Origin of the sequence: Flavobacterium sp. RSP15 (assembly GCF_003968755.1) — a bacterium.
In the GTDB taxonomy this organism is placed as follows: Bacteria; Bacteroidota; Bacteroidia; order Flavobacteriales; family Flavobacteriaceae; genus Flavobacterium.
The window spans coordinates 1-18,185 of sequence record NZ_RYDL01000005.1 but is presented as its reverse complement, the minus strand read 5'-3'; the positions used below and the strand labels follow the sequence as shown (position 1 = coordinate 18,185).

Genomic DNA, 18,185 nt, shown 5'->3' with positions numbered 1-18,185 from the left:
CCAGTTCAATTTGAACTGGATTTTTTTTTTTTGTATAAGTAAAAGGAAGCTATTATTTTCTTTTCATTACTCTTTGAACCGCTTCAACAATCGCTTGATTGTTCAATTTGTATTTATCCATTAATTGTTCTGGTGTTCCGGACTCTCCAAAGCTGTCATTCACTGCCACGAATTCTTGTGGTAATGGGCTGTTCAAAGCTAAAACTCTAGAAATGCTTTCGCCCAGACCACCAAGAATGTTATGCTCTTCAGCGGTAACAATACATTTTGTTTTTTCCAATGATTTCAAAATTGCTTCTTCATCTAATGGTTTGATCGTGTGAATATTGATTACTTCAGCAGAAATACCTTGTGCTTCTAATGCTTCAGCTGCGATAAGAGCTTCCCAAACTAAATGTCCCGTAGCAACAATAGTTACATCAGTCCCTTCCGTTAAAACAATCGCTTTCCCTATTTCGAAAGGTTCGTCAGCGGGCATAAAGTTAGGCACAACCGGACGACCAAAACGCAAATAAACAGGGCCGTGGTGATCCGCAATTGCTAATGTAGCCGCTTTTGTCTGGTTGTAATCACACGTATTGATTACCGTCATTCCCGGTAACATTTTCATTAAACCAATATCTTCCAGGATTTGGTGTGTTGCACCATCTTCTCCTAAAGTTAATCCTGCGTGTGAAGCACAAATTTTCACATTTTTCTCTGAATACGCAACCGACTGACGAATTTGGTCGTACACTCTTCCCGTAGAAAAGTTAGCGAAAGTTCCCGTGAAAGGAATTTTTCCTCCAATAGTTAAACCGGCAGCAATTCCAATCATGTTGGCTTCTGCAATTCCAATTTGGAAAAAACGTTCCGGGTGATTTTTCTTGAAATCATCAAATTTAAGGGAACCAATTAAATCTGCACAAAGTGCCACAACATTCTCGTTTTTTTGACCTAATTCAGTCATTCCCGCTCCAAAACCCGAACGTGTATCTTTACTTCCTGTATTTGTATATTTTTTCATTTTCCTTCCCCAACCCCTCCAAAGAAGGGGAGCTCCTATTGGGGTAAATAGGGTTTTAAATTTTTATTTAATGATTCTTGTAGCTGTTCCTCCCATTCGGGGAAGCTAGGTGGGGATTAGTAGTCGCTTTCTGCTGCTGTGTAGTTTTGGCCTAAAGCAATTTCAAGTTGCGTATCATTAGGCGCTTTACCGTGCCAAGCGTGACTGTACATCATAAAATCTACCCCGTTACCCATTTCAGTGTGCAACAATACACAAACCGGTTTTCCTTTTCCAGTTCTGGATTTGGCATCATTCATTCCGGCAATAATAGCTTCGATATCATTTCCTTTTTCAATTTCTAAAACATCCCAATCAAAAGCTTCAAACTTAGCACGAATACTTCCCATGGCTAAAACCTCGTCAGTTGTTCCATCAATTTGCTTTCCGTTTAAATCGATTGTAGCAATAAGGTTGTCCACTTTTTTTGCAGCAGCATACATGATTGCTTCCCAGTTTTGACCTTCCTGTAATTCACCATCACCATGAAGTGTATAAATAATATGGTTGTCACCATTCAATTTTTTTGCTTGAGCAGCACCAATCCCTACTGATAATCCCTGTCCAAGAGAACCAGATGCAATACGTATTCCGGGTAAGCCGTCATGTGTAGTTGGGTGTCCTTGTAGTCTTGAATTGATCAAACGGAAAGTGGCTAGTTCTCCTACTGGAAAATAACCGCTTCTGGCTAAAACACTGTAAAATACAGGTGAAATATGCCCGTTTGAAAGAAAGAAAAGATCTTCTCCAATACCGTCCATATCAAAACCTTCTTTGCGTTCCATTATATTTTGATATAAAGTGACAAGGAATTCAGTACAACCTAGAGAACCACCTGGGTGACCAGAGTTGACAGCGTGTACCATTCGAAGAATATCTCTTCTGACTTGGATTGTTAAATCGTTTAATTGTTGTGTGTTCGGTTTCATTTGTGTGTTAAAATTAGACTGGGCAAATGTAGTCAGATATTTTGATTTATACAGACTTCCATTTTTAGATTTATCAATAGTTATCAAGGATTGTTTTTTTAGCAGCAATACTATTTTTAAGAATTCTTGATTATTTAGTATCTTGCAACCATGTTTCAACAATTATTCAAAAGCATTCAGGAAAAAGTGATACTGACTCAGGAAGAAATGGAGTTGTGTAAAACTTTTTTTATCCCTAAAAGATTACGCAAAAAACAAATCCTGTTGCAAGAAGGAGACATTTGTGTCTACAATGCCTTTATTGAAAAAGGAATACTGCGCTCTTTTTCCATCGATGAAAAAGGAAATGAACACATCGTACAATTTGCAATTGAAGGCTGGTGGATCGCAGATTTGTCCAGTTTTCTAACAAATAGTTCCTCTATTTATACGATTGAAGCCTTGGAGGATTCTGAACTGCTTTTGCTGACAACATCGGCAAGAGAAGCTTTAATGGATAAAGTCCCCATGTTTGAAAGATACCAACGCTTGCTTTTGCAAAATGCCTACATCGCCAATCAAGCCAGAATAAATTCGACTTTAACAGAAACCGCCGAAGAAAAATACACCAATTTAGGAATTGCTTATCCCGGAATTGTTCAACGTGTACCCCAACACATGATCGCCTCTTACCTTGGTCTGAAACCGGAAACATTGAGTCGGGTTCGCAAACAAATTAACAATCGAAGTTCATTTTAATTGACATAGATCAATAGAATTTCTTGTTTTACATCAACGAAAACTTTTGCAATACAGCCTTAAATTTGTCCTGTAAATATAAGTCGATGTCAAATAGAACCACATTTGCAGTCCTAGGAGTTTCAGTAACCAATAGTATTGTTTTAGCAAAGCAAATTGCCAAAACCAATCCCGTTTTGCTGTTTGATCAAAAAGCCGCTACACTTTTGGAGGTGTATAGCGAAATTATTTCAGAGAATCCGAAGGCAAATGTAGAAATGATGATTTGTCCAACCAATGCAAGTTGGGAGGCAGATATTATTATACTTTCAAATGATGTGGCAACAAATGTTACTCTTATTGAAAAAATCAAAAAAGTGGCAACGGGTAAAATCGTACTTATTTTGGGAAACGAAATGGAGGTGATTAATTCCGAAAGTACACTGGATAAATTACAGCATTTGTTTCCTTTTTCTAAAGTTGTTCTGAGCAACGAATCAGCGTATGATTCTAACGATTCTCTTCTTTTGAAAGGAAATGAGCAAGAAACCTTAAACACTATTTTAACTCTATTTACAAGTATTGGTTTGAAAGCCAGTATTTAATTTAATAAAACACTAATTTTTAACAAAAATCAAATGAGTAAATCAATTTTATTTCAACCCTATACATTAGGAAGCAGTACTTTAAAAAATCGAATGGTGATGGCTCCAATGACCAGAAGCCGTTCTAATAATGAAGGTAATGTTCCTACTGCACTTACGGCAGAATATTACACACAAAGAGCTACAGCAGGTTTAATTGTTTCCGAGGGAACTTTTGTGAGTACAAAAGCAGTGGGTTTTATCAATGTGCCCGGAATTTACAGTGCAGCACAAACCGAAGGTTGGAAACTGGTTACAAAAGCAGTTCACGAAAAAGGAGGAACTATATTTGCACAATTGTGGCACACGGGACGGTTGTCGCATCCGGATTTGCATAATGGCGAATTACCACATGCGCCATCCGCTTTGAATCCGTATGCAAAAGCTTACACAAAAGACGGTTTTGTAGACACTGTTGTTCCAAAAGAAATGACTATTGAAGACATAAAACAAACCGTTTTAGATTTTAAAAATGGAGCTAAAAATGCTATTGAGGCGGGTTTTGATGGTGTCGAATTGCACGCTGCCAACGGCTATTTACTACAACAGTTTTTTAATGGTTATTCCAATAATCGTACCGATGAATATGGTGGTTCAATAGAAAATAAAACCCGAATCCTTTTTGAAATTCTAGATGCTTTAGCCGGTGTTATTGATTATTCTAAAGTGGGTGTTCGATTGAATCCTACCCTGCATAATACGCAGGGAATGATGTTAGATGAACAGACAATTCCTACTTATGAATATATTGTAAACCGTTTGAATGACTATGGTTTAGCGTATGTGCATTTGACGGAGCCTTTTACGCCGGTTGATGATGTACCTTTTGCTGTTACTGAAGTAGCTAAGCATTTCAGACCGTTTTACAAAGGAACATTAATCATCAATAAAGGGTTTACAAAAGAAATGGGAATCAAAGTGCTTGAAGATGGGTATGCAGATCTTGTTGCTTATGGAGTTCCCTTTATTGCAAATCCGGATTTAGTGGCTCGTTTTGAGACTGATGCTCCATTAAGTAAACCAGATCAAAGCACGTTTTACACGGATACTGTGAAAGGATATACTGATTACCCGGCCATGGTTTAATAAAGAAGTATGCTTGTCTGTAGTTCTACGTAAGAAATATTTTTTGACACACATTTCATATATTTTTACAAATTAGACATTTTTTTATTGAAAATCTGTGGAATCTGTGTCGGTTTTTTGTTTGGTACGATTGCGTACAAGCAAATAAATAAATTAAACAAGAATAGTGTCAAAATACCATTGTCTTTATTTTGAGGTTCAATTATAATTCACAAGAAAGCCCGCAATAGCGGGCTTTCTATTTTTATAAACTGTATTTATTATGCTTACTTTTTTTTGTAAAGAAAAACGGGTAGTGCGCATGCTGATGAGGCTTGTTTGCTAAAAAGGAACATCGCTGTCATCATCCGGATCATTCAAATTGCTTCCAAAAGCATCATTGGCAGAGGGCAGGTTTTTAGTAATGAAAGGGTTGTCATCCTGATTCATACTGGATGGTAAGTCATCATATCCGCCACTGTAATCTTCCAGGTTATCAAATTTTCCCAGATGTCCAATAAACTTCAACCGAACGTTTTCTATACTACCATTACGGTGTTTGGCAATCATTATTTCTGCCTGACCGGCTGTTGGTGAGGCTTCTTCATCATCCCATTCGTCTATTTTGTAGTATTCAGGACGGTATAAAAAAGACACAATATCCGCATCTTGCTCAATCGCTCCTGATTCCCGTAAATCAGACAATAACGGTCTCTTGCTGGATCCACGGGTTTCTACCGCTCGAGATAATTGAGAAAGTGCAATAACAGGAACGTTCAATTCCTTGGCTAATGCTTTCAAGTTTCGGGAAATGCTAGAAATTTCCTGCTCTCTGTTTCCGCCTCCTTTTCCGTTTCCGCCAGCCGTCATCAATTGCAAGTAATCCACAATGATAATTCGGATCCCATGTTGCGAAACCAATCGCCTGGCTTTAGCCCGTAAATCAAAAATCGATAAGGAAGGCGTATCATCAATAAAGAGAGGTGCTTTTTCTAAGTTTTTAACTTTGGTACTCAACTGTTCCCATTCGTGTTTTTCTAGTTTTCCAGTACGCAATTTCTCTGATGACAAACCTGTTTCAGAGGAAATTAACCGGGTAATTAACTGTACTGATGCCATCTCCAGAGAAAATAAGGCCACTGGTATTCCGTAATCAATAGCCATATTTCTGGCCATGGATAATACAAATGCAGTTTTTCCCATTGCAGGTCGTGCCGCAATAATAATTAAATCGCTGGGCTGCCAACCGGAAGTAATCTTATCTAACTTATCAAAACCAGTGGCAACACCGCTCAATCCTTCTTGACCGGCAATTTCTTCAATTCGTTTTTTTGCCTGTAGGACTAAACTTTGCGCTGTCTCTGAACTTCGTTTGATGTTTCCTTGTGTTATTTCATATAATTTAGATTCAGCTCTGTCTAATAAATCAAAAACATCCGCGGATTCATCGTAAGAGTCTTCAATGATTTCAGTAGAAATCCGAATCAAACTGCGTTGAATAAACTTTTGAAGAATGATTCTGGAGTGAAATTCAATGTGTGCTGAAGAGGATATCTTTTGCGTAAGCTGAATTAAGTAAAAATCACCGCCTGCTAAATCTAATTTTGCATTTTTCTTCAGTTGTGCCGAAACAGTTAACAAATCAATAGGTTGTGTTTCTGTAAACAGTTGGACAATTGCCTCAAAAATATGTTTGTGTGCTTCTTTATAAAAAGCATCAGGTTGTAAAATGTCAATAACATCATCAACCCCTTTTTTGTCAATCATCATGGCACCAAGCACAGCCTCTTCTAAATCGAGCACCTGTGGTTGTAATTTTCCTTTTTCAAGGCTTATAATAGTCGTTTTATCAACCTTGACAGGATTAATATTTCTGAAATTTTCCATGAAGCGAAAGTAACTAAAATTAAAAAAACATAGTCGTTGAGTTGTTACAAATAATTGTTTATAACTAACTATTTTTTGTTTATAACCAAAAAAAAATCCGAAACGGCAAGGCTTCGGATTAAATAGTAATTCGTAAGATTTTACTCTTTATACTCTCCCATTTTGCAGTATTTATCCATTCTTTGAGCCACTAATTCTGCTGTTGATAAGTCTTTCAATTCGTTGAAACCTTTCATGATATATTGCTCTACCGTTTTGAAAGCAGTTGCTCTGTCATAATGTGCACCGCCTAGTGGTTCAGGAATAATATCATCTACTAATTTTTGTTTTTTCATGTCAGCTGAAGTCAGCTTCAGTGCTTCGGCAGCTTGTTCTTTATATTCCCAGCTTTTCCATAAAATAGAAGAACATGATTCTGGAGAAATGACGGAATACCAGGTGTTTTCCATCATGTATACCTTGTCACCAACTCCTATTCCTAATGCGCCACCAGAGGCACCTTCTCCTACGATAACAGTAATAATTGGCACTTTAAGACCAATCATTTCAAATATGTTTCTGGCAATGGCTTCTCCTTGTCCGCGTTCCTCGGCTTCTAATCCGGGGTAAGCCCCTGGAGTGTCGATCAACGTCAAAACAGGAATCCCAAATTTCTCTGCCATCTTCATCAATCGCAACGCTTTTCTATATCCTTCGGGATTGGCCATTCCAAAATTACGGAACTGTCGCGTCTTAGTGTTGAATCCTTTTTGCTGACCCACAATCATAAAGGATTGCCCGTCAATTTTTCCTAAACCACCAATCATGGCTTTATCATCCTTAAAACCTCTGTCGCCAAAAAGTTCCAGAAACGTATCGCCACACAAGGCCCGCACGTGGTCCATTGTATACGGGCGGCTTGGATGTCTGGATAATTGGACACGTTGCCAGGCAGTCAAATTTTTATAGATTTTTCTTTTGGTCTCTTCTAGTTTTTTGTTGATTTGTTTGCAAGTATTCGTTACATCAACATCTGATTCCTGACCAATAATAAGACATTTATCTAACTGTTCTTCTAGTTCTTTTATTGGAAGCTCAAAATCTAAATATTCCATAGGATTTTTGCGTTTTTGTTTTTATTTCGAACCGCAAATATAAAATTTTAAATCGTTCGAAAAGGTAAATATTCTATTTATGTGTAAAAGTTTGCTTCTCTAAAGCGGGAGATTCTTTTTTAATTTTATTTTTTTGATAGTGTTTAATCACCCCGTTTAGGATTACGGTGATTACAATTATTAGTGCACCAATGTAGAATTCAAAACTCATTTTCTCTTTTCCGCCAAGGATAAAATAGGCCAAAACAATGCCGTAAACCGGTTCTAAATTCGTAGTCAGCATTACGGTATATGGTGTTAATTTTTGCATTATTTTTACTGAAGCAGTAAAGGCGTAGGCGGTACAAACGGATGCCAGAATCAATATCAGGATCCAATTATTAGCCGTTAATACAAAGAAATCGGCCGTGAATTTTTGTTCGAACACAAAGTAAATCGATATGAAACCAACACCCGCCAGGAATTCATAAAACGAGATAACCGAAGGATCGTGATCCGCAATGAGTTTTCCGTTCATCAGCGTAAATAAAACACCTAATATAATGGATGCTAAGGCGTATAACATTCCGTCCAGGTAATTGATTTCGACCTTCATAATCAATCCCAGCCCTGCAATTATGATTAGACCAAAAAAGACTTCGTACCACAGTACTTTTCGACCATAAAAAAGTGGCTCCAGCAGGGATGCAAAAAAAGCACCTAATGAAAAAACGGATAGCGTAATAGACACATTAGAAACATGGATCGCTTTGAAAAATAAAATCCAATGCAAGGCAATCAATAATCCGACAAAAATTAATTTAAAAAATGATTTTAGCGGAATCCGAAACGATTTTTTCTTAAATGCCAGAAAAATGGCTAAAAAGATACCGGCAAAAAACATGCGGTACCACACCAAGGCATCTGCCGATATAGTGATTAGAGCGCCTAAAATGGCGGTAAAACCCCAAATAAAAACAATCAAATGGAGGTTTAAGTAACTTTTTAAATTATCGTTTTGCATTTCGTAATAGGTAGATGGCTAAAATTCCAAAAGCAATATTGGGCAACCAAACCGCTAATAGGGGAGGGAAACTGGATTTTTCTGCAAGAACACCAAAGATTTTATCAAAGAAAACAAAGGCAAAAGCCAGCGCAATTCCGATGGCCAGATTCGTTCCCATTCCGCCCCTACGTTTCATCGATGAGACAGCAACTGCAATGATTGTCAGGATAAATGCGGAAACCGGCACACTGTATTTTTTATACAACACCACTAAATATACATTGATATTAGAGGAACCACGCTCTCGCTCTTTTGCAATAAAAGCATTCAATTTTCCTAAACTCAGGGTTTCTGCAATATAAATTACAGGTGTTAAATCCTCTAAATCGAATGTAAAAACAGCATCCTTTTGAGCTACTTTTTCAATTTTATCATTTAGCTCGCCTACCGTTCTTTTTGTATAATCATACAGGGTGTAGGTACTGTCCTTTGGATTCCATTTGATCCTGCTGGCCGTGATTTTATGAATGAGTTTTTCGTTTTTAAATTTTTCCAGTGAAAAATTAAAAGCGGTTTTAGACTCCGTATTAAAACTGTTTACATAGATAAATTCATTATCACTAATTTGGCGATACACATCCGTATTATCCCCGCGCATGGCCTCTTTTCCGCCTCCTTTCAAATACGTATATCTAAAATTATTAAAGCCTTCGCTGGCAGCGGGAACAACAAAAAATCCCATTAGTAAAACAAAAACAGAAACTATGGAAGCACCAATAATATACGGTCTTAAGAAACGCGTAAATGAAATTCCGGAGCTCAAAATAGCAATAATCTCCGTATCATTTGCCAGTTTTGAGGTAAACCAAATCACCGATAAAAACAAAAATATCGGGAACAGAGAATTCGCAAAATAAACCGTAAAGTTGTAATAATAAAGTGCAATCTCTAAAAACGGAACCTTGTTTTCCAGCATTTTGTTGATCTTCTCAGATACATCAACAACAATTCCGATGGGGATAAACAACAACAACATCACCACAAATGTGGCTAAATATCTTTTTAGGATGTATTTGTCTATTATTGTAAGCATAGTAAAGTTTAATCGGTTATTTGTTTAATCGTTTAACCGAATTAACGATTAACCGATTAAACATTTTTAAAGTCTCTGGTTCATGTTTTTCACCATCATTTCTTTCCAAGGTCTAAAATCGCCCGCTAAGATATGTTTTCTAGCCTCCCGAACCAACCACATATAAAAACCAAGATTGTGTATCGTGGCAATTTGTTTCCCCAAGTATTCATTGGCAGCAAAAAGGTGACGCAAATACGCTTTCGTATATTCTGTATCTACAAAGGTGATTCCCATTTCGTCAACGGGCGAAAAATCAGCTTCCCACTTTTTGTTTTTGATATTGATGGTGCCATTCGCTGTAAATAACATTCCGTTTCTGGCGTTTCGCGTAGGCATCACACAGTCAAACATGTCAATTCCAAGGGCAATATTCTCCAGAATATTTATAGGAGTTCCTACGCCCATCAGGTAACGCGGTTTGTCTTCCGGTAAAATTTCGCATACCACTTCCGTCATGGCATACATTTCTTCGGCAGGTTCCCCTACGGAGAGTCCACCAATGGCGTTTCCTACTTGATTAGAATTTGCAATATATTCCGCTGATTGCTGACGCAAATCTTTATAACAGCTTCCTTGAACAATTGGGAAAAAAGCCTGATCGTAACCGTATTTTACAGGCTGCGTGTCTAAATGATTGATGCAACGATCCAGCCAGCGGTGTGTCATTTTCATCGAGCGTTTTGCATAGTTGTAATCACAAGGATACGGCGTACATTCATCAAACGCCATGATAATATCAGCACCAATGGTACGCTGAATTTCCATCACATTCTCTGGCGTAAAAAAGTGATAGGAACCATCAATGTGCGATTTGAACTTCACGCCCTCCTCCTTGATTTTTCTATTGGCCGAAAGCGAATACACTTGGTAGCCACCAGAATCCGTCAAAATATTACGGTCCCAGTTCATGAATTTATGCAAACCTCCGGCTTTCTCTAGGATTTCCGTTTGAGGTCGCAAGTATAAGTGGTAGGTATTTCCCAGAATAATATCCGGGTTAATGTCTTGTTTCAATTCCCGTTGATGCACTCCTTTGACCGAAGCTACGGTACCCACAGGCATAAAAATTGGGGTTTCAATCACCCCGTGATCAGTAGTAATACTTCCCGCTCTGGCTTTGGACAGCGGATCTTTTTTTAATAAATCAAACTTCATCTAGTATTTTTATTGTTTTTTCGGTCACATGCTATTCGCCAATAAAGCTGTTTTACCAAACATTTACCGCAGCGCAGAACATAGCAACGTATTTCAACCGATTGTTCGGCTGGCAAAGATAGGTTAATTTGAAACCTACATCAAAAAAATGTTTGCCATCCCGCAAAGTTATAAAGTGCATCGAAAGCTGTGGGATGACAACCAAAACAACCTTTTTTTTAAGAAATAATTAAACAATAATAGTATTCAAAAACACACATACCATTTAGCACATGGACTTGGGCGTGCCCTAAAAAGGTCGGGCTATCCGTTATAATCTTTTACTGCTCTGCGCTTCATAAAAGGATTTCCACTATTATCCCTCACGCGAGATTTGGTTTAACAGCAACTAAATTTTCCCATTACTATTCAAAAAGCATCCAACAAATAAAAAGTCCATTTGATGATTTGTAAGAAAATTTTAGTATATTTGAAAATAAGTAAAGCGAAACAAACCTTCGCCAATCTACCCAATTTTGGGTGTATATGCGAAGGTTTGTTTCGCCTATATTCTAGTTGTGTGCTATTTTACCAATAAATGACTAAAGATGATAAATATAAATTCAGATAAAGATTTATTTGACAGAATAGATGTTACAGAAGAAAAAACATATCCAATCTTTTTGACAGAATTAAGGTTTGAGCCATTTAGACATATTCCAGAATTAAAAATTAGTTTTAAAAATCCTATCTCTATAATATCTGGAACAAATCGTTCTGGTAAATCAACAATTTTAATGGCTTTAGCTTGTTGTCATTATGATTTTTTAAAAAGAAATCCTAAAAATGGAAATCTAGAGCGACATACCTGGGGTGCTTTAATGAAAACTACATCTCATGATATTCAGAATGAAGATTGGACATATTTCATTACATACAAAACTGGAAAAAAAATTGAAACGAAAAGAGGACAAAGAAAAAAAACATCAAAAAAATGGAATGGAATTGGTAAAAAAGAAAGTCAATTTCTTCATAGACAAGCAATATTTATTGATTTAGACAGAATTGTCCCTGCTAGATTTTATAGTGATAAAATATATAGTTTATCAAAAAAAGCGATTACTCAAGCCATATCGACCACTAAAGTTTTAGAAATAGAAAAATATATGTCTTTTATTCTAGAAGAAAAATTTGAAATAAAAAAAATTGCTCAACATTTAGATAAAGAAACATTCGAATATAATAACCTCAATCATTATTCAAGTTATAATGCCGCGACTGGAGAGGAAGTACTAACAAGAATTATTATTGACATTGTTGAAGCACCTAAAAACGCTTTAATATTAATTGATGAAATTGAAATGGGTCTTCATCCTAAAGTCCAAAGAAGATTACTTGATGTAATTAGAAATATTTGTACAATAGAAAATAAACAATTTATTATTACAACACATTCAGGTACAATTTTAGATACTGTAAATGATTATTCAAGAATTTTTATAGAAAAAAATCCAAAAGGAGAATACAAAGCAATTCAAAATATTAGTGTAAATGCATCATTGTCCAAAATGGATTCAAAATCGTACCCTCTAATTGACTTATATTGTGAAGATTCAGAAGCTAAAAAAATTATTAAAGAAGCAATAAAAGCAATTGAAATAAATAAAAGAATAAATAATTTTTCTGAATTAATAAATATAATTATTTCTGGTATTGCAGATAAAACATATACATATTTTACATCTCATATGGAAACATATGAATTTAAAAAAATCAAATCTGGATATGCATGTATTTTAGATGGCGATATGAAAAATATGAAATCTAATAAAGGTGCATTAACATATCCCCCATCAGAAAATTTACATTTTCTTTTTTCAAACGAATGTCCTGAAAAATTCCTTACAAGAGCCTATCTGGCTGAAAATCCTAACGTAAATATTGAATACTATTTAGAAAACGAAAATCCTCATTATTTATTCAAAGTAATAATCGAGAATTCAAATTTGAAAGATGCAAACGAAGTATTTGACTATTGTTGGAACTTAGTAATAAAATCAGATAAAGGAAAAATTTATTTTGAATCGCTGCAAAAATTTTTAATAAGTATGGTAAAAAAATATTCGCCTGAATTATAAAAAAAACTACACATAACAGCTAGGGATTCGTTGCGTGCGTAGCACGAACAATGAATTATAATCACTGAATACCAACAAAAATAAATTCAATGAGGTAAACCCGGGTTGAACAGCCTGTCCCGTTTTTACGGGAGAACCGATTGTACGTCCGTAAACACTATGGAGTTGTTGTAAAGATTTTAGAGAGAATATGAAGAGGATTTAGTGTCCTCTTTTTTTGTAGAGTTATTTGCCTTTTTTAATTCTTTTCATTCATTAACCACATGTAAGTTTCATCTCTTAAAGAATTTTAATTGTAGTTTAAATAACATATATTTACTCTATGACTAACAAAATAGAGTTCGTTTAGAGGTTTTTAGACGAACTGACGTTAGCGGTAATTTTAGAAAAGAAAAATGAGTATTAAACGAAAGCATCACTATGTTTGGAGAGAATATTTACGCTCTTGGAGTAGTAATGAAAAGATCTATTCATACCTAAAAAGTAAAGATAAAATCACTAAGCCAAACTTAATGGGGGTTGCTCAGCAAAGATTTTTCTATTCTTTAGAAGAATTTACAATTGAGGAAGAATTAATTCTCAAAGAGTTAGTTATAGAATACAGTAATAGTGACGCATCTTTAAAAATAAATCTAGAATTGTTTAATATTTACACCTCATATTCAAGAATAAAAAGACTTGATAAACAAAAAACATTTGATATAAATTCACAAAGCGAATTAGAAAAACTAGAAAAAATAACAGACTTAATAAGAACAAATTTATTTGAAGAATTTCACACTATAGTTGAGGGTTATGGTAAAAAAGTAATTAAAATTAAAAAATTTGAAGACTTAAAAATATTTGAAAATGAAGATGATTTATTTTTTACAATGATTTTTTTGTGTTCTCAGTTTTTAAGAACCAAAAAAATGAAAAAAAGTTTAGAATTAGTTTTTAATAAAAGTGACTTTATAATTCCAAAATATACCAATATCATATCTCTAGTTTTTGCAAATTCTCTAGCTGTTTCATTATCACAAAATCAAAGTATAAATTTTATTTTCTACGAAAACGATACGAAAATAAAATTTTTGACATCCGACCAACCATTGATGAATTTACTTATCAACGATAAAGATGAAAATGGAAAAGTTAAAGATTTTGAATTATATTATCCTATAAATACAAGAATCGCAATAGTTATACACTTCGGAAATCAGAATAACAAATATGAACTTATAAAAATTAATGAACAAAAAGTAAATATGCTTAACGATTTTCTGTTTGATTATGCAGATGAATTTGTGTTTTCAGATACTGAAGAACAACTAGCAGTATATAAAAACAGCCACTAACAGCTAGGGATTCGTTGCGTGCGTAGCGCGAACAATGAATTATAATTACCGAATACCAACAAAAATAAATTCAATGAGGTAAACCCGGGTTGAACAGGCTGTCCCTTTTTTACGGGAGAACCGATTGTAGGTCCGTTAATACTATGGAGTTGTCGTAAAGTTTTTAGAGAGAATTACAAGAGGCAAGCGAGCCTCTTTTTTTTTGGAGTGTTTTCTGCTTGGTTTTTTCGTGTGTTCCTTCACTTGTGAACATAAGTTCCCTAACCCGATCGCTACGATATCTTATTTTTCTGATAAATATAGCGCGGATTTGCAATCCGTGCCCACAAAGAGAATGATTGAGCATGAAATTATGCCCGTTGAGAGTGTGATAGAAGTGGTTTTATTAGAATTATTTCGATATTATTTACGAGCACGGATTATACCAAGCGATTTTATCTTCTAAACTGCTAATTTGTAATTGTTGACGCGATAATCCAGCTATATGTTGCGTCTTTAAATATACAAATTTTCTTGCTAATATCCAAAATTAAATAGTATATTTGAAACAAATAAAACGAAGGTTTTTTCACAGACTGACTTTAGCACCAAGCGAATAACAACAGAACAACACATTAAACTAGGACGACAAACAGCACTAATTTCTTTTCTGCTCGGGACGATTATTTTCGGACTTTACTTTTTGACATCTTCTTTTGAATTACTATTTGTTGGTTATGGATTTATTGCATTGACAGGACTAATAAATGTGGGAATACTAATCTCCATTTTAGTTAAAGCAACCAAAGACAACGAAAACAGAAAAAAACTACTTACAACTTGCGGACTTATGTTACTTAATATTCCTGTTATGTTTTTTTACTGTTGGGTTGCGATTTTAATGCTTAACACAATGAGAATTACTTTGATAAACTCTACGCAGACTACATTGACAAACATCAACATCGTTGGTTGTGGCGGTGGACACATCGACAAATTAGAAGTTGGTCAGAGTGAAACTGTTTGGGTTGACATAACAGGTGACTGCTCAATAAATATTAACTATTTATCCAACGGACAGAAAATAGAAGAAAGTGTTGCAGGTTATGTAACGAACAGTATGGGACAGAAAATGAAACATAATATTGGAGGACAAAACGAAGAACAATTTTGACAGTAATACAACAAATATCAACGGTGGACAGAACCCCGATCGCTCGGATATCTGATTTTTCGGACAACGATAGCGGATTTGCAATCCGTGCCCACAAAGAGAATGATCGAGCAACAGATTATGCTAGTTTAGAGTGTGAAATAGAAGTGGTTTTATTAGAATTATTTACGGTAACGAATTGCAAATCCGCCTTCGAAGCAAGAAAAGGCTGTAACAAATAAAGAGTATTGGCTTTGCTTTTTGGGATGCTAAAAACAATTTTCAACCCTTTTTACGGACTGTTATATTTTAATATTCATAAGCGACTTTTACAAGAACGAGTTTTAATTATAGTTTAAATAACATATATTTATTCAATGAGTAACAAAACACAGTTCGCTTGGAGGTTTTTATCCCGATCCTTTGGAAAAACTGACGCAGGCATCAATAAAACATAAACACAATACTATGAAGTATTCTAAAGTTTTACTTTTAATCCTTTCGCTCATATTTTCACTTTACGCAACTGGACAAGAAAAAACAAAAGTTCTATTATTAGGAACTTATCATTTTGGTGCAACATCTGATAAAAATAAAGGTTCAGATGATGTTTTAAACCCTAAGAAACAAGCCGAATTGAATTTACTATTAAAAAAATTGAAAGCTTACAATCCTGAAAAAATATATGTGGAAAACCAACCCAGTCGACAACGGCATTGGGATAGCATTTTTGTTGCCTATCAAGTTGACAAAGCGCTAAAAATAAAAAATGAAATATTTCAAATTGGAATCAAATTAGCCGAAAATCTAAAATTTAAAACTGGAGTAACCTGTGTAGATTGGCAACAAGATTCTGAAAATTCATTTAATGAAAAAGCGTACGTAGAATATAGAAATAAAATTAATTTGTATCAGAATTTTTTAGAAACCAAAAAGCCTTCAGTTTTTTCTGAACATGACAAACTAATAGGCATCAAAATTCAAAAGATAAATATTGAAATACCAAAAATGACAATGGTTGATGCTTTTAAAAAAATTAATTCAAAATCATATCTAAATGACATCTTTTATGGAAATATTACTGCTTTTTTAGATATTGATTCAAATCAAAACGGTGTTTTTTATGCTCACGATAATATGATTAGGAATACAAACATATATAAAAACATCATTCAGGATATTTTAAAAAATAATCCTAAAAAAGCTCTGGTATTATACGGAGCCGGACATATACGAGCATTAAAAGATTATTTAGAGTGTCATCCAAGTATTGAAATTATTGAAGTAGATCAATATCTAAATTAGTTACTGTTGCCAACATTTAGCAAACTAGGCCAGAAAGCCCTTTAAAAGCCGCGACTTGAACAGTTCAGGGCTTTTCTTGTAGAGCTAGTGTTGACTGAATGTCCCATTTTCAGAACTGGGTTATAGGGGGTAATTAATTTTACAAGGAATATTGTTTTTGCTACCGCCAAGATTCTCAAAAATGAGCTTAACAATATATTCTAAAGATATTTTTTAATTTATACGTAATACTACTGGTACTTTATTTAAAATTAAGTAAATTAGTGTATTGTAAATCAATTAAATAAGTGTTTAATGAATAGTGCAAATGATAAATTGAATTTTGATAAAAAAAATCCGGAAAGAAAGATAAAAATAAAGTACCAGATTCTTTATTGTATACTCCAAGTGAAGGTATTTATAGCCAGTTTCATAAAGAATCAGATATCGATATGGACGATATGTCTAAGAAAAAAGTACCGGTCGAAATCAATAATGTTACACAATTGAATCAAAAAGATTTTGACTGAGATGTCTATGGAGCTGATATAGATATACTTGAATCATATCCGGATGATGATAAGGAGAATTACGGTGCTGGGACTGTTATTGTTTGCGATAATGATACTTATACTTTAATACCTGAAGATGAATTAGAGAAAGCGGAAAGCAGACTAACAAACGATTTACAAAAAGGTCATCTTAGTTTTATTCTTAACGGAAAAAAACTTACAGGCAAATTCATATTACTGAAACGAAACACGAAAACACCTGGCCTTTAATAAAATCAAAAGATCAAAATGCCAGTCATAATGACATTTTGATACAAAACAAATCCGTAATTTCTAATATTGACACTATAAAGGGTGAAAACTAAAGGCGTTGTGCTATTATTTGGGCGTTCCTCCATATAAAAAAGAGGCAATTACTATAGCGCTTAGTAGCCTCTTTTTATATATGGAGTCGTGCTATCCGCTACAAGTCCTCATAAAGTTGCGTTGCACGCCACTTTCTTGCGGGCTTTCCACTACTATCCCTAACGCGAACTGCGTTAATCGAGAACTTTTAGTTGTTTTGATGTATATATTGATACCTTATATATAGGATATAAAAGCGATAGTACAATTTAGCGCTTACACGATATAGGACAAAACCATTAGTTGGATTAATTACAGGCTTCAATACTAGCGGTGCGGGATCCTATGAAACAGGAAAGCGCATTGAATAGCGTGTAAAAGTCGAACTATTGTCAAATTTCGAGATATTTATTAGAGAAAGAACAGGGATCGAAGAGTTGGTACTGCAGTATAAATAGTCATTTTAGTGGGATAAAGGGCGTGCTTTGGTGTAGGAGGGGATTATAGACAAAAAAACTTTGATCTTCAAAAAACGAGATATCAGCTAGTTAAAGACAAAGTTAAGAAAAGTTTAAAAAAAAGGGAATAAAAAGCTTGTAAAAGCGAATAAAGGTGCTAGTTTTGCACCCGCAAACAAGTTCACCAAACATTAATTAGAATATAATTATAGTAAGGTAATGGTTTAGAAGTTCTTTAAAATACTGGCAAGTTACTTAGATCAAGAAGAAAATTTATTTTCAAAAAAAGATTTAATAAAGCTTGCGAGAATAGAAAAGGATGTTACCTTTGCACCCCGCAAAAC

General features: G+C 34.7%; 16 protein-coding genes. 9 read left to right on the top strand and 7 right to left on the bottom strand.

What is annotated here, in order from left to right:
* Positions 1-52: 52 nt before the first annotated feature.
* Together EKM00_RS07195 and EKM00_RS07190 are read right to left on the bottom strand one after the other, a co-directional pair.
* A complete protein-coding gene (locus tag EKM00_RS07195) occupies positions 53-1,006 on the bottom strand; it encodes a transketolase family protein (RefSeq protein ID WP_126515735.1) in 954 nt (317 codons plus the stop codon).
* Positions 1,007-1,122: 116 nt separating this feature from the next.
* On the bottom strand, positions 1,123-1,974 hold the full coding sequence (locus EKM00_RS07190; RefSeq protein ID WP_126515842.1) for a transketolase: 852 nt from the start codon (positions 1,972-1,974) through the stop codon (positions 1,123-1,125).
* 150 nt (positions 1,975-2,124) lie between these two features.
* On the opposite strand from EKM00_RS07190, the gene EKM00_RS07185 reads away from it, so the two are divergent.
* The 3 genes from EKM00_RS07185 (at position 2,125) to EKM00_RS07175 (ending at position 4,421) form a co-directional block, all read left to right on the top strand.
* On the top strand, positions 2,125-2,712 hold the full coding sequence (locus EKM00_RS07185; RefSeq protein WP_126455733.1) for a Crp/Fnr family transcriptional regulator: 588 nt from the start codon (positions 2,125-2,127) through the stop codon (positions 2,710-2,712).
* Between the two features lie 86 nt (positions 2,713-2,798).
* Positions 2,799-3,296 carry a hypothetical protein gene (locus EKM00_RS07180; protein WP_126515734.1) on the top strand — a complete coding sequence of 166 codons (498 nt, stop codon included), beginning with the start codon at positions 2,799-2,801 and terminating at the stop codon, positions 3,294-3,296.
* Positions 3,297-3,329: 33 nt separating this feature from the next.
* Entirely contained in the window at positions 3,330-4,421 is a 1,092-nt protein-coding gene (locus tag EKM00_RS07175; protein ID WP_126460826.1) for an alkene reductase, read from the top strand.
* A gap of 321 nt (positions 4,422-4,742) precedes the next feature.
* Here EKM00_RS07175 and dnaB read toward each other — a convergent pair whose 3' ends face one another.
* From dnaB to tgt, 5 genes are all read right to left on the bottom strand, one after another.
* Positions 4,743-6,287 (bottom strand): replicative DNA helicase, encoded by a 1,545-nt coding sequence (dnaB, locus tag EKM00_RS07170; protein WP_126460829.1) that lies wholly within the window; start codon positions 6,285-6,287, stop codon positions 4,743-4,745.
* 140 nt (positions 6,288-6,427) lie between these two features.
* The gene (locus tag EKM00_RS07165) at positions 6,428-7,381 is read right to left on the bottom strand and encodes an acetyl-CoA carboxylase carboxyltransferase subunit alpha (protein ID WP_126455741.1); all 954 of its coding nucleotides are present in this window, start codon (positions 7,379-7,381) and stop codon (positions 6,428-6,430) included.
* 73 nt (positions 7,382-7,454) lie between these two features.
* Positions 7,455-8,384, bottom strand: coding sequence for a DMT family transporter (locus tag EKM00_RS07160; protein WP_126515733.1), 930 nt, complete (start codon positions 8,382-8,384; stop codon positions 7,455-7,457).
* Positions 8,371-9,459, bottom strand: a complete 1,089-nt coding sequence (locus EKM00_RS07155; protein WP_126455745.1) for an LptF/LptG family permease — start codon at positions 9,457-9,459, stop codon at positions 8,371-8,373. Before EKM00_RS07155 ends, EKM00_RS07160 begins: the two co-directional genes overlap by 14 nt.
* Positions 9,460-9,525: 66 nt before the next feature.
* Entirely contained in the window at positions 9,526-10,656 is a 1,131-nt protein-coding gene (gene tgt / locus EKM00_RS07150) for a tRNA guanosine(34) transglycosylase Tgt (RefSeq protein WP_126515732.1), read from the bottom strand.
* A gap of 587 nt (positions 10,657-11,243) precedes the next feature.
* Here tgt and EKM00_RS07145 point away from each other — a divergent pair.
* The 6 genes from EKM00_RS07145 (at position 11,244) to EKM00_RS15170 (ending at position 17,308) form a co-directional block, all read left to right on the top strand.
* Positions 11,244-12,773: an AAA family ATPase gene (locus EKM00_RS07145; protein WP_126515731.1), complete on the top strand. Its 1,530-nt coding sequence runs from the start codon at positions 11,244-11,246 to the stop codon at positions 12,771-12,773.
* 395 nt (positions 12,774-13,168) lie between these two features.
* Positions 13,169-14,110 carry a DUF4238 domain-containing protein gene (locus EKM00_RS07140; RefSeq protein WP_126515730.1) on the top strand — a complete coding sequence of 314 codons (942 nt, stop codon included), beginning with the start codon at positions 13,169-13,171 and terminating at the stop codon, positions 14,108-14,110.
* Between the two features lie 682 nt (positions 14,111-14,792).
* On the top strand, positions 14,793-15,263 hold the full coding sequence (locus tag EKM00_RS07135) for a hypothetical protein (RefSeq protein WP_126515729.1): 471 nt from the start codon (positions 14,793-14,795) through the stop codon (positions 15,261-15,263).
* Positions 15,264-15,710: 447 nt separating this feature from the next.
* A complete protein-coding gene (locus tag EKM00_RS07130; RefSeq protein ID WP_126515728.1) occupies positions 15,711-16,547 on the top strand; it encodes a DUF5694 domain-containing protein in 837 nt (278 codons plus the stop codon).
* 374 nt (positions 16,548-16,921) lie between these two features.
* Positions 16,922-17,056, top strand: a complete 135-nt coding sequence (locus EKM00_RS15085) for a hypothetical protein (protein WP_255416631.1) — start codon at positions 16,922-16,924, stop codon at positions 17,054-17,056.
* Positions 17,057-17,074: 18 nt separating this feature from the next.
* Positions 17,075-17,308 carry a DNA polymerase ligase N-terminal domain-containing protein gene (locus tag EKM00_RS15170; protein WP_126515841.1) on the top strand — a complete coding sequence of 78 codons (234 nt, stop codon included), beginning with the start codon at positions 17,075-17,077 and terminating at the stop codon, positions 17,306-17,308.
* The last annotated feature ends 877 nt before the right edge of the window (positions 17,309-18,185 follow it).